The 25,244-nt window shown below is 55.1% G+C and carries 16 protein-coding genes; 2 read left to right on the forward strand and 14 right to left on the reverse strand.

Translation table 11 applies throughout. The features are described from left to right. Positions 1-20: 20 nt before the first annotated feature. Entirely contained in the window at positions 21-563 is a 543-nt protein-coding gene (locus tag NTU47_10480) for a D-lyxose/D-mannose family sugar isomerase (protein ID MCX6134225.1), read from the forward strand. A gap of 104 nt (positions 564-667) precedes the next feature. Next, a complete protein-coding gene (locus NTU47_10485; protein ID MCX6134226.1) occupies positions 668-1,822 on the forward strand; it encodes a hypothetical protein in 1,155 nt (384 codons plus the stop codon). A gap of 2 nt (positions 1,823-1,824) precedes the next feature. On the opposite strand, the gene NTU47_10490 is transcribed toward NTU47_10485, so the two are convergent. The 14 genes from NTU47_10490 to NTU47_10555 form a co-directional block, all read right to left on the reverse strand. Beyond that, the gene (locus NTU47_10490; protein MCX6134227.1) at positions 1,825-4,494 is read right to left on the reverse strand and encodes an alpha-L-rhamnosidase N-terminal domain-containing protein; all 2,670 of its coding nucleotides are present in this window, start codon (positions 4,492-4,494) and stop codon (positions 1,825-1,827) included. Between the two features lie 76 nt (positions 4,495-4,570). Then, positions 4,571-5,581, reverse strand: coding sequence for a uroporphyrinogen decarboxylase family protein (locus NTU47_10495; GenBank protein MCX6134228.1), 1,011 nt, complete (start codon positions 5,579-5,581; stop codon positions 4,571-4,573). Positions 5,582-5,641: 60 nt separating this feature from the next. Continuing rightward, positions 5,642-8,284 carry a glycoside hydrolase family 3 C-terminal domain-containing protein gene (locus NTU47_10500; GenBank protein MCX6134229.1) on the reverse strand — a complete coding sequence of 881 codons (2,643 nt, stop codon included), beginning with the start codon at positions 8,282-8,284 and terminating at the stop codon, positions 5,642-5,644. Positions 8,285-8,365: 81 nt separating this feature from the next. After that, positions 8,366-9,388 carry a nucleoside 2-deoxyribosyltransferase gene (locus NTU47_10505; GenBank protein ID MCX6134230.1) on the reverse strand — a complete coding sequence of 341 codons (1,023 nt, stop codon included), beginning with the start codon at positions 9,386-9,388 and terminating at the stop codon, positions 8,366-8,368. A gap of 7 nt (positions 9,389-9,395) precedes the next feature. After that, the gene (locus NTU47_10510; protein ID MCX6134231.1) at positions 9,396-11,807 is read right to left on the reverse strand and encodes a hypothetical protein; all 2,412 of its coding nucleotides are present in this window, start codon (positions 11,805-11,807) and stop codon (positions 9,396-9,398) included. A 54-nt stretch (positions 11,808-11,861) separates the two neighbouring features. After that, the gene (locus NTU47_10515) at positions 11,862-12,737 is read right to left on the reverse strand and encodes a homocysteine S-methyltransferase family protein (protein MCX6134232.1); all 876 of its coding nucleotides are present in this window, start codon (positions 12,735-12,737) and stop codon (positions 11,862-11,864) included. 80 nt (positions 12,738-12,817) lie between these two features. After that, on the reverse strand, positions 12,818-13,984 hold the full coding sequence (locus tag NTU47_10520) for a LacI family DNA-binding transcriptional regulator (protein MCX6134233.1): 1,167 nt from the start codon (positions 13,982-13,984) through the stop codon (positions 12,818-12,820). Positions 13,985-13,993: 9 nt separating this feature from the next. Next, positions 13,994-16,792 carry an SUMF1/EgtB/PvdO family nonheme iron enzyme gene (locus NTU47_10525; protein ID MCX6134234.1) on the reverse strand — a complete coding sequence of 933 codons (2,799 nt, stop codon included), beginning with the start codon at positions 16,790-16,792 and terminating at the stop codon, positions 13,994-13,996. Positions 16,793-16,961: 169 nt separating this feature from the next. After that, positions 16,962-18,131, reverse strand: a complete 1,170-nt coding sequence (galK, locus tag NTU47_10530; protein ID MCX6134235.1) for a galactokinase — start codon at positions 18,129-18,131, stop codon at positions 16,962-16,964. A gap of 15 nt (positions 18,132-18,146) precedes the next feature. Continuing rightward, positions 18,147-18,371 (reverse strand): hypothetical protein, encoded by a 225-nt coding sequence (locus tag NTU47_10535; GenBank protein MCX6134236.1) that lies wholly within the window; start codon positions 18,369-18,371, stop codon positions 18,147-18,149. A 13-nt stretch (positions 18,372-18,384) separates the two neighbouring features. Further along, entirely contained in the window at positions 18,385-20,061 is a 1,677-nt protein-coding gene (locus NTU47_10540) for a sodium:solute symporter family protein (protein MCX6134237.1), read from the reverse strand. 295 nt (positions 20,062-20,356) lie between these two features. Continuing rightward, positions 20,357-21,091, reverse strand: coding sequence for a copper homeostasis protein CutC (locus NTU47_10545; GenBank protein ID MCX6134238.1), 735 nt, complete (start codon positions 21,089-21,091; stop codon positions 20,357-20,359). A gap of 96 nt (positions 21,092-21,187) precedes the next feature. Then, the gene (locus NTU47_10550; GenBank protein ID MCX6134239.1) at positions 21,188-22,183 is read right to left on the reverse strand and encodes a N(4)-(beta-N-acetylglucosaminyl)-L-asparaginase; all 996 of its coding nucleotides are present in this window, start codon (positions 22,181-22,183) and stop codon (positions 21,188-21,190) included. A 68-nt stretch (positions 22,184-22,251) separates the two neighbouring features. Beyond that, positions 22,252-25,239, reverse strand: a complete 2,988-nt coding sequence (locus NTU47_10555; protein ID MCX6134240.1) for a GH92 family glycosyl hydrolase — start codon at positions 25,237-25,239, stop codon at positions 22,252-22,254. Positions 25,240-25,244 lie beyond the last annotated feature (5 nt).

The following is a 25,244-nucleotide window of genomic DNA, read 5'->3' on the forward strand; positions in this document are numbered from 1 at the left end:
CTATCGACGACAGGAAGAACATGAAAAGAGATGAAGTGGAACGACTCCGGGCAGAAACCGCCGAGTTTTTGAAGAAGGCCTCGATTACAATCACCGAGAAGGAACGAGCATCGATTGAAGTGGCAGACTTCGGCCTGAATGACATCAGGAATATCGGGCTGGAGATCGTAGTCTACGAAAACAACGACAGGTATTGTGCGAAGGAACTGGTCCTTTTTCCCCGGCAGATGTGCCCGCAGCACCGCCATCCGAGAGTTGATCCAGTCAACCCCGGGAAACAAGAGACGTTCCGATGCCGCTGGGGGGAAGTGTATCTTTACGTTGAAGGGATGGCCACGCCGAACCCGAAGGCCGTCGTGAGCGAAAGACACAAAAAACACTTGTCCGTCTGGCAGGAAATAGTCATGCGACCAGGAGACCAGTACACCATCAAATCGGACACGCTTCACTGGTTTCAGGCAGGCGACAACGGAGCGATCGTCGCTGAATTCTCATCAACCAACACGGATGAGCTTGACGTGTTTTCCGACCCGAACATTAAAAGGATGCCCGAAATCGAATAGTATTCATCCTCAAATACGACTCACACCCGCCTGCCCCCTGTAACTCCCATGGGCGGCAAGGCAATGAGCAGAAACGCTGCGCTCAGAAGACCCAGGACAACAGCTTGACTCCGAAACAGCGATTTATCGCGGCGCTCACGCGCCAGAAAGCTGACCGGCTTCCGGTCACGACACATCATGTGATGCCGTATTTCCTGAAGAAGTATATGAACGGCATTACAAACGACGAATTCTTTGACACCATCGGGCTCGACCCGATCCGCTGGCTGATAGCCTACAAGCCGGACGAAGCCAACGGTGAGTTCTACGATCCGATTCATACACCGGGATACCTCGAGGCTCACAGGATTGTCTCGGACAATTGGCGCATTGAACATGAACCGCTTGCCGATCCTCGTTATGAGACAGTCCGGTACAAGTTCATCACCCCAAAAAAGACCCTCACAACAGTTCTCCAGAGCAACGACCATACCTCCTGGGTGAGCGAGCGACTGATCAAGGAAAAATCTGATATCGACATCATAGGCGAATTTGCCGTGAAGCCAACGTGCGATGTGGCGATGGTCAACCGGGAGGCGGACACGTTTGGAGAGCGGGGCATGATACGGGGCTTTGTGAATTCGTTCGACGTGTATGGACAACCGGGGTGCTGGCAGGATGCATCGGTTTTGTACGGCATCGAAGATTTGATCATGGCTTCATTCGAAGATCCCGATTGGGTACATGCCTTCATGAAGGTGATGTTGGAAAGAAAACAAGTGTTCATCCAATCGCTCAAAGGGGCGAAGTACGACGTCATCGAGCTTGGCGGCGGTGATGCGTCTTCAACGGTGATTTCTCCCGACATCTTCGACCAATTCGTTGCACCCTATGATGTGCCGTTGATTGACCTCGCCCATGCGGTGGGTCAGCGCGTCGTGTATCATACTTGCGGGGGAATGATGCCATTCCTCGAACGCCTCGCCGAAATGATGCCGGACGCGATGGAGACGTTCACCCCCTCTTCAATGGGAGGAGACACTCTCCTCGCCGAGGCCAGGGAACGAATTGGGGACAAAGTATGCATGATTGGAGGGTTCGATCAATTCCATTACTTCAAGGATTGCACTCCCGAGGAGACGCGAAAAGCTGTGAGGAAGTGCTTCGATGAAGCCGGTCGGGACGGCGGTTACATTCTGTGCCCGTCGGATCACTTTTTCGATGCTGATATGGAACTGCTGAAAGCCTTCGCAGATGAAGCGCGGAAATGCACCTATTGATGCTATGTGTGAGTCAGATTTAAGGTCACCCTCTCGCCGGCGGGGAGCTGGTAGCGTACCCGGCCAAACTGCCCCATACCCCGCAGACGCTTCAGAGCAACATCCTCACGCTTGTCGATTGCGATCTCCCCTGCTCCTTCCGGCGGAGTCTCGATGATGAGTTGCCTCCCACCGACGGCCCCATCCCATTTCACTCGAATCGGTCCACGGACTGTATGAGCGGTAAGATCCATCGAACGGATGTCCGCGCACTGCGGGACGATTTCGTACGTCCGGTATCCAGGCGTCAGGGGCCGGATGCCGGCGATATTCATGTACAACACGAAAAGGGGAACAACCGCACAGTGGCTCCATTGATCTGTAGAATCTAACCTTGCTGTCCAGAACTCCTGCAGCGTGTTGTTCAGTCGCACCGAATCCATGGGAGCCCAGCGAGTGCGAAGATCATTGACAATCGCGTCGGCTCGCCCTCCCTTGGAGAGGGCCCAGAGTCTCCACCCGGCGTTTGCCGGATAGGAGAATCCCATCTCCGGCGGACACGCGGCCAGCATCTCAACTGCGGGCTGCTGTTTTGCCCCCGGGCATTGATCGAACAAGACCGACGTCGCGAGTGTCCTGTCTGAGAACCGGAGCCCGTTTTCCTTTTCGGACCAGGGAAGATTGTCAACGAAAAGATTCCGTTTCTTGTCCCAGAATAGTCGCACGGTCGACTTCAGAAGCTCAGTTCCGAACTCCCTTGCTTCTTCCCCCCAACGCCGATCACCGAACGCATCACACAGCGGCGCCAAAGCGTGCAGCGACATCGCTGACGCATAGAGGTTGAAAGAACATTGTTTGTGTTTTTGCTGCTTGAATGCACTGTGATCGATATAGAGCGATGGAACGCCAAGATTTTCGACCGGGAGCAGCCCATCGGATCCTTTGATGGACCGCAGGTAGTTGAAAAACCGGAGAAGCCGCGGGTACGGTTCCCGCACAGATTCGAGGTCTCCGGTGTAGAGATAGTGATGCCAGCAATCGAAGTTGAACCCAACCCCGTGGTCAAGGAGCGGCCCCCAGAAGGTCATCTGCAGCTGGCGTTCCTGCAGGCGCGCAAGCCGGTCATACGCAGGCCAGCAATCGAGAAAATATCCGTCAATCGTGATTCCCTGACTAAACGTCTCGAGATACCGAGCTGTCTGTCTTGTTTCTCCGAACGCGTAGTAGATCGCGTGCAGCTGGTGTCCCCCGTCGCCGCTGTACTGCTGGCGCTCGCGTGCCATGCCGTCCACGATGGTCTCCTGTGCACAATTGTTGAGCGTATTCACCGAAGCATCAAACAGACTCTGCAGTCCGGGTTCAGAGCAAACGATTGCGGGCTGATGCAGCCAGGGAAACACACGCCGGCGCAGACCGACGTTCCGGATGACCACATCTCCGGCTACACCCCTGATGTGGAGCTGCATCCAGCGGCAGCTTTCAAAATCGAACGTTTCAAATTCGTTCACTCCCTTTCGACAGATAAACCTTGTCCACGAGTAGAACTGCGTATTCAGGAGTGCGGGCCCGCCGACCTCGTGGGACTCCTGAACCATCAGTTCTACGATCGTTCCCTCCGGGGCCTCGATGACAAAGGAAGGCCAGCCAACGATCTGTTCTTCGAATTCAAAAGTCAGTGCAGCGGCGCGGGATCCATCGAGAGAGACCTTCCATGTACCTGGGGCAACCTGCGCTGCGCTTGAAGCGCGGATCGCGTCGAAGCAGTCGGGAGTCATGTTGTCAAAGTACTCATCCGGCGTTCGCTTCCAGCGGATCCACAGTGATTCGCTCAGCTGCTTGACCGGGACAAGTTGTTCCGATAGCATCGGAATGCTCCGGCGTCTGAGCTCTGATACGTCCTTGGTGCCGCGGATCTCCATTGCGTATTCGGGATACGATGAACACCCGCTTGGCTTGTCTGCCGGGCATCTGAGGTTCATCGGCGGCAGCCAGTTCGCGTCGGTTTTGAAATCCGATTGCAGCCATCCGTAGGGATACAGACGCGCATCGAATTCCTCCTGCAGCGATCGCAGATACCATCGTTTGTACCGGCCGGGTTTCCAGCTCCATGCAAGGCGCGTGAGCCATGAAGGATCGGATACAACCTTGACGAGGCTTCCGTCCTGCAGTTCTATCTCGAGATTGAACAGAAATCCGGTCTTGCCAATAGGCCACGTGCCATCACCAAGGCCGAAGTACAGGACTTCTGCCCCGATGACATTTTCTCCTTCCTTCAGACTCGCAGTAAGATCAAGCGGATCCGCTTCGACCCACCGAGGATCACATGGCGCAGGCCCCCACTGAATTCGCTTGCCGTTCACGAACAACCGGTAGCGGCTGTCCGCAACAATCCAACCGGAAGCTCTTTTGACGGGCGCCGCAAGACTGAGCGTACGGCGAAACAGAACCACCGTATTGCACAGGGTTCTTCCCGACGGATACCAAATCCACTCTGCCGGACTCAGATTGAGGTATCGCGGCGAGGGAAGAGAATTGTCTGGTATGCGCAACGACACGGGCGCAGTCTGCACAGGCTTCTCTTTCTTGCTTTGAGGAGTGAACGAAAGGAAGGAAAGCCCCACACCGCCGAGGGCTGTCTTCCGGAAGAAATCTCGCCGATTGATATTCTTAGGTGTTCGTTTTCGGGACTTCATGCAATCCCCTTTCGGTTGCACGGTGAGTGTGAAGCTTCACACTACTCGTGACGCTGGTCTTAGGAATTCAGCACACCTACGGTCCAGCATTGAATTCACTCAATGCCGCAAAGAAAGCATCGATGTTTTCGAGAGGGACGTGGGGCGGAACATCGCAGCCTGATGAGAGAACGAAATTGGAAAAACCCTTCGTGGCCTGCAACAATTGCAGCGTTGCCGAGCGGACTGATTTTGGTGATCCCGATTTGAAAACAGCAACGGGATCGATATTGCCAAATACGAGTGTGTCTCCGGGAATCTGCTCGAGTGCTTTCACGATGTTGCAGCGATTACCGAAATGCAGTCCTCCCGCACCGGTCGAGAGCATCGATGAAACGAGCGTGTCCGTATCCCCACAATTGTGCAGGATCACCAGAAAGCTATCGTCCTGCACGGCTTCCACAATTCTCTTGATGAAATTCGACGAGAACTCCGTGCAGTGGTCAGCAGAGAGCACACCGGCTACTGGCTCCGCGATCAGCACTCCGTTGGCCCCGGCCGCCTTGAATGCCTTCACATATGCCATCAGAAACTGAGTGCACTTTTCGAGCAAAGCAAGAACACTGTCGGGTTCCGTGAGAATCGCCGTCATCACTTCCGTGACATCGAAGAGACGCCCTGCGAGCGAAAAAGGCCCGATGCAACCGGCAAAGACCGGCCTGTCCGAAATCGAATTCGCCGCAAGCCTTGATGCTTCAAGCCATTGACCAACCCGCGCTTGTGTAAGACCGGGGATTGCCAGCTGCTCGATCGAGTCGGCGTCATGGACACATCGCGCCGTCACCGAAGGAACTTCGTCGTCGGCAAACCGGATGGTCGCGCCAAACGCCTCGGCTTCGACGGAGAGGTCCATGATCATCGTCGAAGCACCGGTCGGATACTGTTGAGCGACGGCCTGCACCGCTTCAAAATGAAACCTGGGATTCGTTACAGTTGCCAGGACAGTGTTGCCCCGCAGCGCCATGCCAGGATGCGTCATCACGGGCACAGCCAGGCGTTTCTTCGAATCCAGGACCGATTGTTTCCACTTCATCATATCACGGTGCATTTCCACTCCAGAGCGCTATGTTGTTGCTGATTCACCCCCCACACCCAACTCCACCTGGTCTTATTTCACTACTTCAATCTCTGATTTCACGCGGATATCATCTGACGAGCTTCCCACCATAACCTCGATAGTACCGGGCTCGACGACAAACTTCAAAGCATCGTCCAGGAATCCCATTTCCTCTTTGGAAAGAGCGAACACGATGGCTTTCTTTTCTCCGGGGGCGAGGGAGATTCGCTTGAAACCTCTCAGCTCCTTGACGGGCCGCGTGACGCTCGCAACAGGATCGTGCAAATACAGTTGGACAACCTCGTCCCCTGCCCGACGTCCGGTGTTCTCAACATCAACGGAGATCTGAACTTTCCCGTCCGGGTTTATTCGCTGAGGGGACACCTGCAAATTTGAGTACTTGAATTTTGTATAGCTTAGCCCAAAACCGAATGGAAATAGCGGTTTGCCGCTGAGATCTGTGTAGTCATCTCCCCGCCCCGTGGGTTTGTGATTGTAGTACAAGGGAACCTGGCCGACGGCCTGGGGAAATGTGATGGGCAACTTGCCGCCGGGATTGAAGTCACCGAAGAGCACATCCGCCACTGCATTGCCCCCTTCTTCACCCGGATACCACACCTCGACGATTGCTGAAACCTTGTTCACCCATTTCCTCATCGTGACAGCGCTGCCATTGATCAGGACGACAATGGTCGGTGTCTTCGTCTCGACCACTGCTTGAATCAGCTGCTCCTGCTCGCCCGGAAGATCGAGATTTGATCGGTCGTATCCCTCCCCCTCGATAATTCCAACGGCGACAATGGCCACGTCGGATTTCTTCGCCGCGTCTGCGGCCGCCTGTATGCGCGGATCAACGGGACGCTTCATGTCCCACACGAAGCTCGCATAGGCCCATCCTTCGTTCTCATAGTATTCGATCTTGACATCATACTCTCGACCTGCCTCGAGCTTCATCGTGACGACGTCAAGCGTGGCACCGCGGTCGAACCAGCTGTCGATGAGCAGTTTCCCGTCTATGTACAAACGGACTCCGTCATCCGAGCTGAACCCCACACTGTAGGTTCCCGATTCCTTCGGAATCAGCTTGCCGGTCCAACGCGCCGAGAAATGGTCAGGAGCGATGTTCGGCTCAGGGGATCCCATCGCCCACTCGAAGTTGATGACCTTGTCGGTTCGGACGAGTGCAGGCGGCCCCTGCAGATCTTTGTTCTTGAAGTACTCGCCGCGCAGACCGTGCTCACCCGGCTTGGCATCTGCAGGCACTAGAAATTCCGATGATATCGGCGGCAGCGCCGTGAAGCCGACATCGCAACCCTTCTCGTACACTATCTTCGCCGCGGGAACCTTGCTCTTGATTCCATCGAGCAGCGTCACGACTTTTGTGCCGAAACCGCTGTACCCGCCAAGCCTGGCCGCCTCAGCTTCGGGACCGATCACCGCGATGGATTTGACCTCTTTCTTCAATGGAAGCGTATTCTCTTCGTTCCTCAGAAGCACGATTGCCTTGCGGGCGGCGTCCCGCGCAAGCGCCCGATGGTCGGGCGAATCATTTACTGAAGCGGCGCTCTCGGGATCGACGTACGGATTCTCAAATAACCCAAGCCGAAACTTTGCGCGCAGGACGTTCCGCGCGGCCTCGTCGATAGCTTTCATCGAAGCGGATCCGTCCCTGGCAGCCTGAAGGAGAGGCTCGCCATAAAAATAGATGTCCGGCAATTCCACGTCGAGCCCCGCCTCCACAGCTTTCGCGGCCCCTTCTTTCGGCGTAGCGGCTACGTGGTGCTTATCCATAATGCCAGATACAGAGCCGTAATCGGACACGACAAATCCTTTGAATCCCCATTCTTTCCTCAGAACCTCCGTGAGGAGCCATTTGCTTGACGTGCTCGGGATGCCATCGATCGCATTATAAGCGGACATGACAGATGAGGCATTTGCCTCCTGGAACGCAGCTTTGAACGGGGGGAAATACACTTCCCTCAACTCCCGCTCCGAGAAGTGAATCGGATAACTGTCTCTCCCGCCGTCGCCGACATTTGCCACGAAGTGTTTGGGGGTCGTGATAACACCTGCATCTTCAATGTTCTTGCAGAATTCGATAGCGAGGCGGGATTGCAGATAGGGATCTTCACCGTACGTTTCTTCGACTCGTCCCCAGCGGACGTCTCTGGCAATATTGATGACGGGGGAGAGCACCTGACGGATACCGCGGCTGCGCGTTTCTTTCGCAATTGCAGTCGCAACATTCGCCATCAGATCGGTATCCCAACTCGCCGCCAGACCGATCGCCTGCGGGAAACTCGTCGCACCATTGGCAATGAGGCCGTGCAGCGCTTCGTCATGAATAATGATCGGGATTCCCAGCCTCGTTTTCTCGCGTGCCATCTTCTGGTACTCGTTTGCCTTCTCAGCCGCCTCCTTCGCAACAGACCATCGGAGCAGCGGCCCGATGCCTCCGAGTCCGTTCACCGTGAAGTTCTTGCCCCACTCGATCTTCTTCAAGGTAGATTGAAGCTGTGCGACTCTCTCCTCAACAGTCATCCTGGAGAGAAGATCTGTCACGCGGTCTTCGATGGCCACTTTCGGGTCGAGGTATTTTGCCCTTGTCTTCTGTTGCTGCCCGCGCGCAAAAGGGACTGCCAGGGCGAGAGCACAGCCCAGTAGAAGATATCGAACGATGACCTTCGTTTTCATTACTCAACCCTCCTTCGGGAAGCTCAAGAAATACCATTCAGTCGTGTATTTCACTTCGGATTCGCTCTCTGATCATGGAACTCACCCGCCGAATTCACGGGACGCCTCAAGGAGAGCCAGATAATTATCATAGAGAACATATTCCGGGATGCTGTTCCCTGAGCCAATGCAATAGCCACCGTTCTGTCCAACCTTTTCGACATTTGCTTTCACGATTCTCCGAATATCCTCACGCGTGCCCCTGGCAAGTGTATCCACATCGACATTGCCGAGCAGGCACAATCTGTCACCGTAGCGCAGCTTGACTTCAGCGATCTCCATGGCCTTGGGTTCGATCGGGTGAATCGCATCGACCCCGCAGCCGATGATGTCCTCGAAAACATCCCAGAGCACTCCATCGGTGTGGTAGAGCAATGGTTTGTTCGAGTTACGGGCGAGTTCTCCGATACGCATGAGCCATGGGAAGAAATATGAATGGAGCGTATCGGGAGACACTAAGAGCCCCTCTGTGAAGGCTATATCGTCGCTGTACCAGATGGCATCGACCGCATCCGACTGGGCAAAATACTCGAACATGCTTATGACGAGCTCGCCGATTCTGTTGTTGAGCGCCTTGACGAGATCCGGATTCTCGAAAATAGCGAGCGAGAATGATTCAAATCCCATCATCTCCCAGGTCATCGTGAAGATGTCACCGTACTGAGCGATCACGCCCATGCCTTCGGGCAGCAGGGAGCGCACTTGTTCGAACTTTTTGTAGTCGAAGTCGGCTTTCGAGGGCCACGTGTATTTCTCGAGATCCCCGAAATCGGCGATGACCCCCTTGTTCTCTGACGCCCATTTCCGAAACAGCGTCCCATCTTGATTGTACGTGAGATGCTCCGAGAGACCAATCTTCGCAGGATTGAAATCCGCCACAGGCTGGATCTTCACGTAGTCGTATCCGGCTGTTCGCCAGAAATCGATGTCGTCCTGCAGCGACTTTACTTCCCTTCCCAGAAAACGCTCTTTGATTTTCGGATGCACCCCAAGTTCGATCATGGGGATGTGCGTCCCTTTGCCCCTCCGTAATGTCTTGATCAGTTGCGTGATGTCTGGTCTCATGAACTCCCTAACGTTCGCTGATCAATCCGACTTCCCGACACTTACCGGATTTCTCAAATCGGATCGTTTTGATTTCAAATGGTTTGAATAAAAGAGGCGGGATTGGCTTCTTCGTCCCAATCGAGAGCCTTGCTTTCGAGGCAAGCCCCACCGTCTCCTGCATCCGGAGAATGAGCGCCTTCCCATCTTCGGATTGCTTCGAGGCAAGCAGTCGGACATGCCGGGGCTGAAGTCGCACGAACTCGTCCGACGGACTCATCGCCGATCCAATCGGAAGATGAGAATACACAATTGGCGGCGCACTCAGCCAGTCGGCCAGGCCGGAAAGTGATGTGAGGATCTCCTCCGCATTTCCCGCCGTCACAAGCAGCCGGACTTCGTGAACCCCCTGATCCATGTATTTTCTTGCCGTCGGCCCGCTGATTTTGAATCCCTGATCGTGACAGTACGCAGCGCTGCGCAGGACCGAGAGCCGGATCTCACCGTTATAGAAATCAAATCCATGCTGGCCGCTGTTGACGATTGCCAATGCAGTCTTTTGTCCCCGGATGCTGCCTTCAAGCATACACCAGCGACCGTGAACATGTTCTTCGCCATCGGCAGGCCTGAGGATTGCACCTCCGGGAACTTCGCAATAGATCGCTTCATTCCTGAACGCGGTAGGAATCGAGAGCTTGAGCCGCTTGGCCGACTCTGCCCAGTTGATCCTGAGCAGGAATTCCACGACCGGCCAGGATGAGTACGCAATCATCCGCATCTCAATTGAGCTGCGAGCATACTGAAAAACCGATTGTGTGATGGTTCGAATCGGGCCTTTCTCCAGGACCACATGCTTGTCAGGTCTTGCCTGGAACAGACCTGCAACCTCCCGATAGCACCATCGATCGGCTCCCCACGAATCTCCGTCATCTTCCACCACAATCGGCTGGAGCAATGGTCCGGACAGACACTCTCTCCCTCCTCCGGCGTCAAGGCTTGTGATCAATCCTTTCCGCGGATCCAATGTATGGCTGAGCAATGCGGGAGCATTCTTGTCAATCTTCCTGCCTTCGTGAATTCGCAGCTCATACCTTGCGGCACCCACCTGCGGCAGACCTGCCATGAACGAAATCCTCTTGCGCCAGTTGAAAGGCATGAGGGACTCAGGTTGTTCTTCCTGGCAGGGGATTTCCTCACCATCGAGCGAGTGGAGACGAAGGTGCCAATCACCGGTCCACCGCGGGCGGAGATCGATCATGCACTCCAGCTCAATCGGGACGAATGCAGTCGCAGTGTTTGTGTTCCAGACTGAAACCGGAATGTACAGCTTGCGGTGTTTCCCGGCATTGAATGCGCTGACTGCCGAGAGCCGCAGGCGGCGTACACTCTCCGAGATCTTTCCATATTGATCCAACGCGTCCAGCTCGGCCGTTTCGACGCCCGAACCGGGCAGGATGTCGTGAAAGTCATTAAACAAATGATCGGCCCACACTTCTCCGAGATCTTTCACTGGATATCGATCCTTTGCCAGCCACCATGCCCAGGAACAGAGAGCTTCCCCCTGCACGATGTCGCCAAGGCTGCGTTGAGCTCGACGCTTCACACGCGAGAGCGAGGTATAGCAGCCTGTAAACACGCGTTGAAGATCGCCCTGGAAGAGAGGAGCCGATGCAGCGTGTTTCCTGAGTGCCATGTAGAGATTTTCAGTCGTACTGTGAACGATCCTGACCCGTCGTTCCTTTTTCATGAACGCGTCGATCTGTTCGAGCGCTTCACGACTTGCACCTCCTCCATGGTTGCCGATTCCCCAGAAGACGGGGACATCGCGATTCATCTTCAGGGCAGCCTCAACACCCCCGCGGAGTTTTTCTTCGATGTTGTCACGCTCCGAGTGGTAATACCCGACTGAGATTCGATGAGTGAGGATTTCTGTTCCATCGACACCGCGCCATCGATAGAGATCCGCGGGGAGCTTCAGGTCGGGATGCTGCGGGCGCATGTGGATATACATCTTGTACCCGGCCTGTCGGAGAATCTGCGGGAGCCCGCCGCTATGTCCGAATGAATCGAAATTATAAGCCACCAACGGTTCGGCGCCAAAATGCTCTCGGAAGAATTTCCGTCCGACAAGAATCTGCCTTATCAGGGATTCAATACCGGGGATATTGACGTCCGGCTGCAGATACCATCCTCCGCTGATGCACCATCGTTTCGCCTTTACGAGCTTCTGGATCTGCCTGAAAAGTGCTGGATCGTATCGCTGCACCCAACGATAGAGCACTGCCTCATTATGGTTGAAGACAAGGTCTTTGTGAGAGTGCAGAAGTTCGACGGTATTGCCGAATGTCGCAATCGCTTCGGCACATCCCTCTTCCCACCTCCACTGCCACACAGGATCGAGATGTGCGTTACAAATGAGATGAACGGTAGGCTTGCCCATACGGGTCTCTGGTTTCTCCTGCGGATGAGTGTTCCGGGACGACAACGCCTGATGCTATTTGCCCGAAAGCGTTCGCTTGAGTAGACTGATAAACGCCGGACTAGTACCGCAGCATCCGCCGATAAAGTCCGCACCGGCCGCCACGACTTCTGATGCGTGCGCTGCAAAATGGGCAGGATCGATATTGTAGACAACCTTTCCCTCGATCACCTCTGGCAAACCGGCGTTTGGCTTGATCCAGACAGGGCGGTCTGTTGCCGCACGGAGGCGCTTCGTAACAGTCAGAATGAACTCGATGCCCATGCCGCAGTTCGCGCCGATGACATCCGCTCCCTCGTTGTGCAACTCATGGGCCGCTTCTTCGGGCGTTGTCCCCATCATCGTACGATCGAATTCCTTCCCCGAATCATACACCATGGACACCACCACCGGCAACCCCGTTTTTCGCGCAGCTTTGAGAGCGATCTTCGCTTCATCGAGTTCGCTGATGGTCTCGATAACTATTCCTTGTGCGCCCCCTTCGGCCAGCGCCATCGCCTGCTCTTCGAACGCGTCGCTCAGTTCTTTCTCTGCAATTTCGCCGGTGAAGTAGAGTTTCCCTGTAGGGCCGATCGACCCGAACACAAACGCTTTGTTCGCGGCCGCCTTGCGTGAAATCTCCGCCCCAGCGCGATTAATCGCCGCCGCTTTGTCTGACAAACCGTGGCGTTCGAGCATGATCCGGCTCGCGCCGAAGGTATTGGTCAGTATGATCCGGCTTCCGGCATCGACGTACGCTGTTGCGACCTTCTCGATTGCAGAAGGGTTTTCGAGGTTCCATAGATCGGGACAGGCGCCTGCCGCGAGGCCCAGACTTTGGATCTGCGTTCCCCACGCACCATCAGTGATGATAGGTTGTTCGGTGAGAAGCTTCGTAAGAAAGGCGTTCATAGATCTCCCGTAGATTTTTGTTTTCGTCAATACTGTGCCGGACAACGCAAGAACCCGGGCCTGCGCTGCACCGACCGGGTTTACTTAGCATTCGCTTCTTCACCAACCGGAATGTCAGATTGAACTTCCAACTCCGGTTGCGCACAACGCCGGTGTCCCGGACCACATGACTCTCTGAGAACTTCCTCTCCCCGAAGCACAATATTCTCAATTTCCGGAGATTCTCCCTCAATAATTCCTATCAATTTCTGGATGGCTCTCTTCCCCACCTCATACGCCGGCTGACGTATAGTCGTCAACGGCGTCGGCATGAGCTCGGCTCTGATGTCATCCGAAAAACCGACAAGAGCGATATCCTCTGGAATCCGCAATCCACATTCTTTGACAGCTTTGAACGCCCCGAACGCGGCCGGGTCATTGACGGCCACCACCGCGCGCGGCCGGCGGTCGGGCGAAAGCGCCAGCAGTGCTTTCATGGCGACATAGCCATCCTCTTCCTGGAATCCGGACCCGACGATCCACTCGTCACGACACTGCAATCCGCGTTCGCTCAAAGCGCGTTTGAACCCGCGCAGCCGCTCACGACCGATCGACACTTTCTGCGGCCCCGAGAGGTGAGCGATGCGCGTGTATCCGTGATCGATGACGTGGTTCGTGATTCTGAATGCGCTGTCGTCGTCATCCAGACTGACACAACTGGCGCCGATCCCCTGGACGCAGCGGTCGAAGAACACTATCGGCACTCCCAGCCGAATGACCTGCCGGTACGGCTGGTAGTCTTCGACAGTCTGGGCCATGGAAATCAGAATCCCATCCACTCTTTCCGATTCAAGCGTGAGGATGGCATCCCTTTCCCGCTCGGCGCTTTCGGCCGAATGCATCAGGATCAGCCGGAAGTGCGCTTGATACGCGACTTCTTCCATGCCCCGTATCGCTTCGGGGAAAAAGGAATGCGTGATCTCCGGGACAACAACGCCGAGTGAATTTGTCCGCCGGAGGACGAGGCTTTTCGCGATGCGATTGGGACTGTACCCCAGTTCCCGCGCCGCTTCAAGGACAAGCGTGCGCGTCTGCTCGCCGACGTTTGAGCGTTTGTTCATGACTCTCGAAACGGTCATGGACGAGATGCCGAGTTTCGCGGCAACATCTTTCGCCATTACGCGCCCATCCGGATTCTTCGCCGAGTTCCCGTCTTCCCGCTTTGGTTTGCTCATCGTCCAATCATGCAGTTCTTCGATCAACAGCATGCTGCCGCTTCACTGAGTTTGAGCTGCATCCTTGACACATCGAAAACCAACCGTAGCGTTGCGGTCCAGCGCGGGTGAAACCATCAATAGAATTTGGGGATTGTCCACCGGTTGAGGTCCCCCTTTGATATACCATACGCTGGAACTCGGGTTGTAGAAGGAACCGCCGCGCACGATACCGAAATAGTTGCTGCCATTGTCATACACATCGTTCGTCAGCTGCCAGACATTTCCGATAAGGTCTTCCACTCCGAACGGACTTTTTCCGGAGGGGAACATGCCAACTGGAGTCGATTTCCCCAGACTGTTGTTGCACCGCGTCGAGTCAAAGGTATTTCCCCATGGATATTTCCGTCCATCCGTCCCCTGCGCCGCGTACTGCCATTCGATTTCAGTGGGAAGACGCTTACCGCTCCACTGCGCGTACGCCCTTGCGTCTTCCACGCTCACATAGACAACGGGATGATTCTCAAGTCCCTTTGGCGGGCTCCCTGCAGCCCAGTGCCTCAGGAAATTCGTCGTGTCTTCTGGCTTGTAGCGACTCGCCTTCAGGAACATTTTGAACTGCGAGTTGGTGACCGGATACCTGTCCATATAAAGTCGTTGAACGCCAACGATACGGCCATCGGCATAATCAGGATAGGGAATCGCCTCGTTGGGGCTTAGAAAACTTCTGGATGTTTTAAACTTGAAGGTTCCTGATGATAATTCAACCATTCCCTCCGGATGGATAGATGCCGGAGTTGTTCGCTGAACGTGTGAGACCAATCTTGGAGTGGCCAGCGGTACGTTCACCACGCGTTCGTCAAGGAGTTCCCTCTCCCGGAAGAGTTGCACCACAAATTTTTCCTCGTGAGTCCCGAGGCGCTCACGCAGAGAGATCGTTCGTGATCCTATCGGAAATTCAACCGAGCGGCAGCCGTACGCCGGCAATCCGGCCCAGACGACAACTTTCGTTCCCTGTGAAGCTTCGAATCGAAGCGAGTCCTGATCGACATTCACTCTCAGCAGATTTGGAAGCAACGCTATGCAATCGACATTTCCTTCCCGTCGTGTATCCAGCCAGGCCCGGCTGAAGCCATCAACCGTCGCCGGAACGAACGATGTGCCGTTCACCACTTTGAGCGTGAGCTCTTCGTGATTCCAGAGGCTGACGTAGTGTGAATCCTTCGGCGGATTCACTTCAAACAGCGGCCCGGTGAATCCTTCCGGACGCAAACCGTAGACCGTGAAGAGCGTTTTCGACGGCGTGGGCCATCGATTGACCCATATGCTGTCCATCCTCGTTTGCAGCAATGGAGTCCAGGACTGACTGAGGAACGCAGAGGAGTTCTCGCGCAAGATCTTCGTCGTCCTTCCCAGGTACGCGAATTCTTCGCCTATCCAGTCGGGCCGCCCCGGTCTCATGATATTGAGTTCCACCCCATATCCATTGAAGAACGACACTGCTGTCTCCCGATGGATCCTGCCTTCGGCCAGTTGAATCACACGGAAGATTGCCATGTCGGGCTTGATGAGCTTGTTGAGATTCAGCGGCGGCGGCAGGTAGATGGCATCGTGAACGCGGCCTGCGACGATGCCGGGCATGTCTTTTGGAACGGCCATCCCTTCGCTGTAGAGAATAATCCCCGGTTTCACGCGATCAGCTGCTGCTTGAAATTCCCTGCTCGATTCTCCCCAGGTATCGAGCACGACGCCGTCAGCATCGATCTCCTTCAGGAGCATTTCCATGCCCTTGATGTGATCTTCATGGCGGGTGCTCTCATCCCATGGGTTGTAGGAAATGAAAAATCTCTCGCCGCGTTTGTGCATGACCGCGGATTGACGCCGCAGCTCCTTCAGCCCACCCGGCAGATCCCTGTACATATCCCATTGATTTCGCTGGTCAAGACCGAGGCGGGGCCACGTAGGCCAAATCATGAATGCCTCATAACCGCCGAGCACCTTGTCCTGCTCGGCGATGAAGCGATCAAAGAGAGACTTACCCTGAGCGGCGTCGTAGTACTGTTGATCCCACGCGAATTGGAGGAGGAGAAGATAGCTTTGACGAATCCAGCCGAGGTCTGTGCGCTCGAACAGCGTGTTGTCAAATCTGCCGAGGTCATACAACCATCGCTCCTGGAACATCATCCTCAATCCATTTCGCCAATCGCCTTCGTGCTGGTCAACAAAACACGCGTACTGCACGGAACCACCCGGCTCCAGAATGGTCCTGAACCGGCGTACGTCCGCTTTGCCTGATTCCGTCCGCCGAGCAAGAGACGTGAGCGAACGGGAGTCAGAAATCGCGACGTCACAAAACCCGAGCTCCCACGCGTTGTCCGGGAGAACTACGCCAATCGGTCCGACTCCAGGCCTGAACAACTGGGAGCGACTCAGACGATGGGCAACGTCAGCAGGTCCTGCAGAAATGATGGTGACGTGATCAGGCGCGACACCGAGGGGAACGACGTTCGAGATCTGCAGTTTCCGTGCGGACGCATTCCGAAAGGTGAGGAGCGCTTTCCAACCGAGGGAGAAGTCTCCCTGGATTCTGACCGAGCCTTCGATCCCCGAACCATGTGTCCACCGGATGCTGTCCTTCTCCTGCACAGCCGAGACCGCGAAGGAACTCACCACGGTGTCATTCAATTCAAATGTGAACAGAGGCAGTGTATCGTCGCACCCGTAATGCGCGCCGGTTCCGGAACGGAACCCGGTGACCGCGAGTCCCCAAGCCGTGCTGATATCGAGGGTCTTAAGGGATTGGCCCTGAAGCAGTGAAAAGGAAAAAAGAAATGTGAGGATGAACCTGAATGTTCGCGTCATATCGATTCCCGTTCGTCCGTCTTTCCGGTCAGAGCATTCAGAACACGATGAGGGATACACCTGATGAGTTCAACGGAGGGCTTCAGTAAACCCTCTCCTCCACAATGGTCAACATCGTGAGGCACGCTGAGCAGCATGCTCCCGATGCAGTATGTGCAGCAGCTCAGCCTCAGAGTGCCGAAACCAGGCCTGTGCCCGACTCAATCCGGGTCACGTACACGTTGTTTGCTGTGCCCGAACGCTTGCGGCACCGCTCATGAATCGTGTCTACGAATTCCTGAACTCTGGCCTGTTCGACAAGGTTAATCGTGCATCCTCCGAATCCTGCTCCCATCATGCGAGCCCCGAGCACTCCGTTGATGGATGAAGCCGCATCGACGAGGAAATCGAGATCGGGACTGCTGACCTGGTATCCGCGGCTTAACCCATCGTGTGACTGGTACATCTTTTCACCGAAGGAACGGAAGTCGTTTCGCTGAAGGGCTTCACATGCGGCAAGGACTCTCTGGTTCTCCTGCACAACGTACTCGCATCTCTGATAGATTACCGGTTCCATCTCGGCCCGATGTTCCAGCAGAAAATCCGTGGTCACATCACGCAGGCTTGAAATTTCCTTGTTATGGCGCCGAAGGATTGTGACGCCAGCCTCGCACTGCTGACGCCGGATGTTGTATTCAGACGAGGCGAGAGATCGTTTCGATTCCGTTTCACAGAGGACGATATTGAGGTCCGGCCGCTCGAAGGGAAAATACTCGAAGTCGAGCGTTCGGCAATCGATCTTCAACACCTTGCGATCCTGACCGAAGATGTTGACAAACTGATCCATGATGCCGCATTGCACACCGACGAACTTGTTTTCAGCCCTCTGGCCAAGCTTCACGAGGTCGAGCTTGCCGAGATCGAGTCGAAAAAGCTCATTCAGGGCGAACGCAAGGCCGCATTCGATGGCGGCCGAAGAGGACATGCCGGCGCCGATAGGGATGTCGGCACCGAATACCACGTCGCAGCCTAGGAGGCGTTTCCCGGACCTGGTCAGCTCGTCGATGACGCCAAGAAGGTAGTTCGGCCAGCTCTTTGAGGATTTCTGAATCGCTGCGATAGATCCGCTGAAATCGTCGTTCAGATCAGCAGCATGGAAGTGAAGTTGGTCATCTTTGCGAGGCGCGACGACAAAAATCATGGCTTTGTCCACCGAGGCGGGTAGGACAAAGCCTTCATTGTAGTCGGTGTGTTCGCCGATCAGGTTGACCCTTCCGGGCGATCGCACGATGATCCGGTCGTCCCTTATTCCGAATCTCTTCTGAAAGAGGGCATCGAGCTTGCTTGCAAGATGGTTCAATGTCAGCGGTCCCGGTTATTGAACCTTCGGTTTTCGATTCGGAAGGAAGAAAATGAGTCCGGCGACTATCATCACCGCACCCCACCACAAAGCGGGATGGAGCTCCGCCAAAACGGTTTTCGAGGTCCCCTCTCCCAGGTAATCGATCACTCCCGAGATGAGAACGACGGCTCCCATCGCGGTCAGCATCAGGCCGACGAAATACCAGATCGGCTTCATTTGTTTGGGTTCCTGTTCCATTGCACGCTCCAGTTTACCAGAAGTAGATGTTCAGGGCGACGAGCACGATGACCGATATGATCGCGAACGTTTCGGGTTTTTGGTACCACGGAATTCCTTCGGAGCTGACGTCCGGAGTGAGACCCTTCACGAGACCGACCAGCTCGCTTTCCGGTTTGCGCTCGGTGAAGAGGCTGATGACGATGGTGACGAAGAAGCAGATCAGCCAGGCCCACCATGCGCGCCAAAAATTCGCAGCCATATCACTCGCAGTGCCTGAAAGTGTCAGGTACTTCACCGCAAACCAATTGAATTTCACCGCAAGGAAAAGTGTGAAGGAAGACCCCATGCCTGCCAACAGTCCCCAGAACGCACCATTTGGGGTAATCCATCGGACAAACATGCCAAGGAGCATGGTCGCGAACAATGGAGCATTCACCCACGAGAAGATGGCCTGCATATAATCCATGATGCTCGGAAAACTCTTTGCCCAGTATGCGGTTCCTACGCTGATCAGGATTCCGACGATTGTCGCGACGCGCCCCATCCAGAGCAGATGAGCGTCGGATGCCTTCCTGTTCAGAACTGAATGGTAAATATCGTACGTCCATACCGTATTGAAAGCACTGATGTTGCCGGCCTGGCCGGCCATGAATCCGGCAAGAAGAGCGGTCACTCCAAGGCCGACAAGTCCGGGAGGATAGTATCGTGCAATAAGGAGAGGCAGAGCAGAATCATAATTGACTTGCCCTCCATCTTTTATGAGAGCGAATCCGCTCTTGGCATCGTTGGCGAGCACTATTGCGATGAGGCCCGTGAGGATGACAATGAACGGGACTGCCATCTTGAAGAAGGAGGCCAGAATCGGAGTCATACGTGCGGCACGAAGGTCCTTGGCGGAGAAGGCGCGCTGCACGACGAGGAAGTCAGTGGTCCAATACCCGAACGAAAGAACAAAACCGAGTCCCAGGATGATGCCCCCCCATGTGATGAGCATGCCGTTCAGATTGGGATCACCGCTTGTCGACCAGAGCGTCGTGTATGACACGGTCTTGTAGAGTTCATCGACGCGATGGAATATGTCGCTCACGCTGCCAATCTCGATGATACCGAGGACGGAGACAAGAAACAGACCGAACCAGATGAGAAAGAACTGCATGATCTCCGTGAAGATTGCAGACAAGAGTCCGCTGAGGGTTACATAGCCAGCGACCGTCGCCGCCGAGATCCACATGCTTATGTTCCAGTCCCACCCAAGGAATGTGTGGAGGACCAGAGCCATGGCATAGAGGTTAATGCCCGAGACAAGGAGCGTCATAACTGCGAAGGCAATGCCGTTGAGGACCCGGGTCTTTTCATCAAACCGGAGCTTGAGATATCCGGGAACGGACTTGATGCGGGCACTGTAATAGAACGGCATCATGTAGAGTCCGAGGAAAAGCATAGCCGGAATCGCCCCTATCCAGTAGAAATGGGCGACATACATTCCGTACTTGAATGTATTGCCCGTCATGCCCAGCAACTCGAGTGCGCCGAGGTTCGCTGAGAGGAAAGCGAGGCCCGCGACCCATGCGCTGTTCTTCCTGCCCGCGAGGAAGAAGTCGTTTTCGTTTTTCGTGAACCGTTTGAGATAGAAGCCTATCCCGAGAACAAAACCAAAATAGATGGCGATAATTAGCCAGTCGGAGAATGCAAGATGGATGGATTGCATCGGCGCCAGTCCTTGCGAGTGGAGGAGCAGTGATTTATAGGGATTCAGACGATGCCGGGGCCCGAGCGCCCGGTGGAGGGGCTGCGATGTCGGGACCGGCATACATCAGCGGCGAGCGAGAGAAACGCCAATCCTGTTGATCCAAGAGAGAAATCAAGACGGGATCTTCATGGTCGTGCTGATGTTATCGCTCACATTCAGTGGTAAGCATACCATTTCTGAACTGAAAAGTCAAGAAAAGCCCAGTGATATGCTTGGGAATCGGTGAGTGGAAATCAGATCCCAGACCGGGAAGTCACCTGGGAGAATTCGAAGAGAGCCCTTGAAGAAGGTCAACCATTCGCCTCACCTTTTCGCGGTCGACTATCCTGCCATTGACCCTCGAACGATTCGATACATCTGCTCCAGAAGGCTCATCAAGCAGAACTGCAGAGAGCGTATGGACCTCGTGGACTCTCGATCTTTTCACAAGTTCCCTCACGTTCTCGAATTGCACTCCCCCACCCGCCATTACCTTCACCGCTCTGTCCGATCTGCGAACAATGTCCCCAAGCAATCTCGAGTTTCCAAGAATATCTCCTTTGCCGCCCGATGTCAGGAGGCGGTCGACTCCGAGAGCTTTCAGGTCATCCATCCCCTGCAAGAGGTCCAAGGTCTCGTCAAACGCCCGGTGAAAAGTCACCGAGAGCGGTCTTGCCAACTCGAGCAGGCGGCCGGATCGTTCAAGATCGACTCTTCCTTTCGGTGTGAGAATACCGAATACCACTCCATCAGCTCCAAGTCTCCTGGCCAGCTCTGTCTCCCGTTTCATCGCATCGTACTCAAGGTCGGAATAACAGAAATCTCCAGGTCTTGGTCTTATCATCACGTGCAGAGCAATCGAAATGCTCTCGCGAACGGACTTCATCACGCCTGCATCTGGCGTCGTGCCACCGACATCCAGGTCAGCACAGAGCTCGACTCTTCCTGCTCCCCCTTCCTGAGCAGCAAGCGCAGATGCAACCGAATCGATACAGACTTCGAGGATCACGGGGAGAACTCCATTGGGTTTTTGCGTCTATCTGGTCACCTTGCGGGTGTGACCGATCTTGAAGGGGGGACGTGACAGAGCACGTCCCCCCAGATTCTATTTCACCATGTACTCTGCATCGACGATGCTCACAACCCCGTCCTTGTGAAGCGAATACTGCAAGCCTTTGCGATAGCTCATTGCTCCGATTTCGCCATCCTTCGTCATTGCGATGAATCCGGCGAGGAAATCACCCCTCTCTGCATAGTGCGGCTGCTTGTGCACGATCCGCTCCAAAGCGATCTTGCACGCCTCCTGCGGTGATTTGCCGTTGCGCATCAATTCCACGATGAGGAAGCTCCCGGCCACTTTTATTACCGCCTCACCCAATCCAGTGGAAGTCGCGCCACCGACATCGCTGTCGACATAGAGTCCCGCCCCGATGATCGGTGAATCGCCCACTCGTCCGCGTATTTTCCATGCCATCCCGCTCGTCGTACACGCACCCGCCATCTTCCCCTTGCCGTCCATTGCCAGAAGACCGATGGTATCATGATTGTGCTCATCGACTTTTGGAGGGAGGTACTTGCTGGTCTTCAACCATTCCTTGTAAGCGTTCTCTGCCTCCTTTGTCAGGAGATTCTCCTTTTTAAATCCGTTCTCCAACGCGAATTGCAGAGCTCCCTCTCCCACCAACACCACATGCTGCGTTTTTTCCATCACGAGCCGGGCAACGGAGACAGGATGCATAATGTGTTCGAGGCACATGACCGATCCACAGTTCCCGTTACCGTCCATGATGCACGCATCGAGCGTGACTCTGCCATCACGGTCCGGATAGCCGCCATACCCGACGCTTGTCACTTTCGGATCGGCTTCGGGAATCATCACGGCTTTCTCGACTGCGTCGATGAGAGTTCCGCCATTCATCAGTGTTCGATAGGCGGTCTCAGGAACCGCCTTGCCGAAATCCCAGGTAGAGAGAATGACCGATCCCTTCGCTCCCCCGGTAGTATGCGAGATTGCAGCAGGCATCCCGGAAGGGGCTTCGTGAGATATCAACGTTGCCGCGCTTGCCAGCGAGGCCGTCTTGATGAATGTCCTTCTTTTCATGATCCTATCTCTCCAATCTTGACGAGGAACGAATGAATGCAGGAGTGAACTGAATTTTCATGGGCGGACTATTGCGCGATCAGGTTGATTTCGTCTACGAAGAGCCACGCCCTGCTGCCGGCGCCCTTGTGCCATTCAGGGCACAGGCCGACATTTTTGGCTCTGATCCGGACGTACCGTGCACTCGCTGAGCGGGTGTCGGTCGAGAACTCCTTCAGACGAACCCCTTCATCTTTCTGGCTGACGTTGTTGGCGACCACAACAGGATTTCCAAAGGAGACTCCATCCGACGAAAGAGAGAATTCGACGCTTGTCGGGAAGAAGATCCACGAATTGTTGTCCTGCAAACAGCCAAGCGCGATGCGAGAAACACGCTTGATGCTCCCAAGATCAAGCACAGCGTCCAGGTCATTCCCTTCGTACCCTTGCCAGGCACCGAGGCGGAAGTCCGTATTTCCGCGCCGCCCGTCAATCAGCGCCGGATCTCCGCCTCCGGTATACTGAGGACTGTAGGAAGTGCTGAGGGTGATTGTCCCGGGTGGTGTGAATTTCGTAAACGAAGCCCTGATCGTTTTGCTCCTTCCGGCGTTCTCTTTTTGTGCATAGAACGAGATGGCAGTACCTTCCCGTAGAACAAGCGGAGCGTCATACTTGCGGAATGTCGCATCTCTCATGTTTCCCGCCAAAGAGTAGTAGATAGAAGTCCCGGGCGTGGTGCAACTCATACTGATTTCAAGAGAATCGGTGAAGACAGCAGATGAAGCCTTCAACACCGGCGCTGAGACCGCGGCAACCGTTGGAGAGACTGCAGGAGCATCAGCGGGACCGGAGCCCCATTGTTCGTTTGGCCGCGGACCCATGACAAAATCGAGAATTCCTCCGCGCATGATCTCTTCGTGACCGATGTATGTGCGCGTAGAAGGGATCGTGTTCAAACGGGCAGATTGAATGAAGCGATTCGCTCCCGAGTTCGCGTCCGCCAGGATGACGAACTGCTTTCCATTTTCCAGGTTGAGGGTGACGCGATCAAATATCGGGCTCCCGATTGAATAGTATGGCAGGCCCGGTGTCACGGGATAAAACCCCATCGCGCCGAATACATACCAGGCGGACATTTGTCCGCAATCGTCATTGCCGCACAAACCGTCCGGTTCCGGGGTGTACAATGAATCGAGTATGCGTCTTACGATTTGTTGAGTTTTCCAGGGCGCGCCGGCATAGTCATACAGATACGCCACGTGATGACTCGGTTCATTCCCCTGAGCGTACTGACCAATCATTCCGCTGATATCGAGCTGGTTACGGCCCGTCAGGTCTTCCTTCGCCGAGAAAAGCTGATCGAGTTTGCTGACGAAGCTCTCTCTTCCTCCGTTCAACTCAATCAGGCCGGCAATATCCTGCGGGGCAAAGAAGCTGTATTGCCACGCGTTTGCCTCGGTATAATGCACCGTCACGGACCTCGGATCGAACGGCTCCACCCAAGCCGCATTCTCCTTGGCTCTCATGAAGCCGGTTGAAGGGTCGAACAGGTTCCGGAAGTGCGCTCCCCGCTCACCGAATTCCGCCGCCTCCCTCTTCCTCCCAAGCCATGATGCAAACTGTGCAATGCACCAATCGTCGTACGAGTATTCGAGAGTTTTCGATACGGATTCAGATTCCACTTCCGCTGCGACGTATCCGTTCTCTCGGTACGATTTCAAGCCGTAATGGTCGAGGTTGGCGCTGTGTTTCATCGCAACCAGCGCCCGCTCTGCATCAAATGAACGTATCCCCTTCACATAGGCATCGAGGATCACAGGCACAGCGTGATACCCGATCATACACCATGTTTCGTTTGCTGCCAGCTCCCATACGGGCAGGATGCCTGATTCCTCATACTTCTGCAGCAGGGACAGGACGAAATCGCTCGCACGTTTTCGGTCGATGATGGTGAACAGCGGATGCTCCGCCCGGAACGTATCCCAGAGCGAAAACACGGAGTACATCTCGAATCCGTTCGCCTGGCGCGCCGTGCCATCCATGCCGCGATACAGGCCGTCCACGTCGCTGAACGTATTCGGCGCGAGCATCGCGTGATACAATGCAGTATAAAACGTGCGACGTTGAGTCTCCGAGCCCCCGTCAACCCATATCCGGTTCAGCTCCGTGTTCCAAGCACGCTCCGCCCCGGCTTTCACGCTCTCAAAATCCCAACCGGGGACCTCAGCTATCGAGTTCTTCCGGGCTCCTTTGATGCTTACCGACGACAGACCGACCTTAACCAGAATCGTCTCGTTGGCCTGCGTCTTGAAGCGGATAAACCCCTTCACATTTTCCCCCGACGCCTCCCGGCGCTGGGATCGTATGACATCGTCAAGTGCAATTCCAAATGACTTGAACGGCCTGGAGAACTTCGCCGCGAAATACACGACCTGGTCCTTCGCCCACCCCTCCGATCTCCGGAACCCAACAATTTCATCGTCCCCAATAATCTGTATGCTCGCTTCTTTCACTTTGTCGAGCCCGAGTCCATGGTTCAGATCGATTACAATGTTTGCGCTATCGGCCTTGGGGAATGTGTATTTGTGGACACCGACTCGCTTCGTCGCGGACAACTCTGCCTGTATGCCATAGTCTTCAAGTTTCACCCGGTAGTATCCGGGCGAAGCCGATTCTTCTGCGTGGCGGAACTTCGACCAGTACCCCCGCACGCCACGTACAGGATCCCCCTGCATGACGCGGAGTGGTCCGACCGTCGGCATGATGAGAATGTCGCCGTAGTCGGCAACGCCGGTGCCGCTCAGATGCACATGGCTGAACCCGAGGATGCTGGAATCTGAGTAGTGATATCCGGAGCATGCATCCCACCCTTCAGTGCGGGTATCGGGACTCAACTGTACCATCCCAAACGGTACCGTTGCCCCGGGATACGTATGGCCGTTCTTCGCCGTACCAACAAACGGATTGACGAGGCGGGTCAGGTTTCGCTGCGCAAGAGCCGTCGAAATGGCGCAGCACGCGAGGAGGCCTCCGACAAAAGCAGACCTGGCGAATAGACGGGCGGAGAGTACGCTCAAGAGAG

Source organism: Ignavibacteriales bacterium (genome assembly GCA_026390595.1).
In the GTDB taxonomy this organism is placed as follows: domain Bacteria; phylum Bacteroidota; class Ignavibacteria; order UBA10030; family UBA10030; genus UBA9647.

Bases quoted from the DNA above. Each gene is read 5' to 3' on its own strand.
- NTU47_10480 (MCX6134225.1), top strand. From the start codon at position 21: ATGAAAAGAGATGAAGTGGAACGACTCCGGGCAGAAACCGCCGAGTTT.
- NTU47_10490 (MCX6134227.1), bottom strand. From the start codon at position 4,494: ATGAAGTCCCGAAAACGAACACCTAAGAATATCAATCGGCGAGATTTC.
- NTU47_10495 (MCX6134228.1), bottom strand. From the start codon at position 5,581: ATGCACCGTGATATGATGAAGTGGAAACAATCGGTCCTGGATTCGAAG.
- NTU47_10500 (MCX6134229.1), bottom strand. From the start codon at position 8,284: ATGAAAACGAAGGTCATCGTTCGATATCTTCTACTGGGCTGTGCTCTC.
- NTU47_10505 (MCX6134230.1), bottom strand. From the start codon at position 9,388: ATGAGACCAGACATCACGCAACTGATCAAGACATTACGGAGGGGCAAA.
- NTU47_10510 (MCX6134231.1), bottom strand. From the start codon at position 11,807: ATGGGCAAGCCTACCGTTCATCTCATTTGTAACGCACATCTCGATCCT.
- NTU47_10515 (MCX6134232.1), bottom strand. From the start codon at position 12,737: ATGAACGCCTTTCTTACGAAGCTTCTCACCGAACAACCTATCATCACT.
- NTU47_10520 (MCX6134233.1), bottom strand. From the start codon at position 13,984: ATGCTGTTGATCGAAGAACTGCATGATTGGACGATGAGCAAACCAAAG.
- NTU47_10525 (MCX6134234.1), bottom strand. From the start codon at position 16,792: ATGACGCGAACATTCAGGTTCATCCTCACATTTCTTTTTTCCTTTTCA.
- NTU47_10535 (MCX6134236.1), bottom strand. From the start codon at position 18,371: ATGGAACAGGAACCCAAACAAATGAAGCCGATCTGGTATTTCGTCGGC.
- NTU47_10540 (MCX6134237.1), bottom strand. From the start codon at position 20,061: ATGCAATCCATCCATCTTGCATTCTCCGACTGGCTAATTATCGCCATC.
- NTU47_10550 (MCX6134239.1), bottom strand. From the start codon at position 22,183: ATGAAAAGAAGGACATTCATCAAGACGGCCTCGCTGGCAAGCGCGGCA.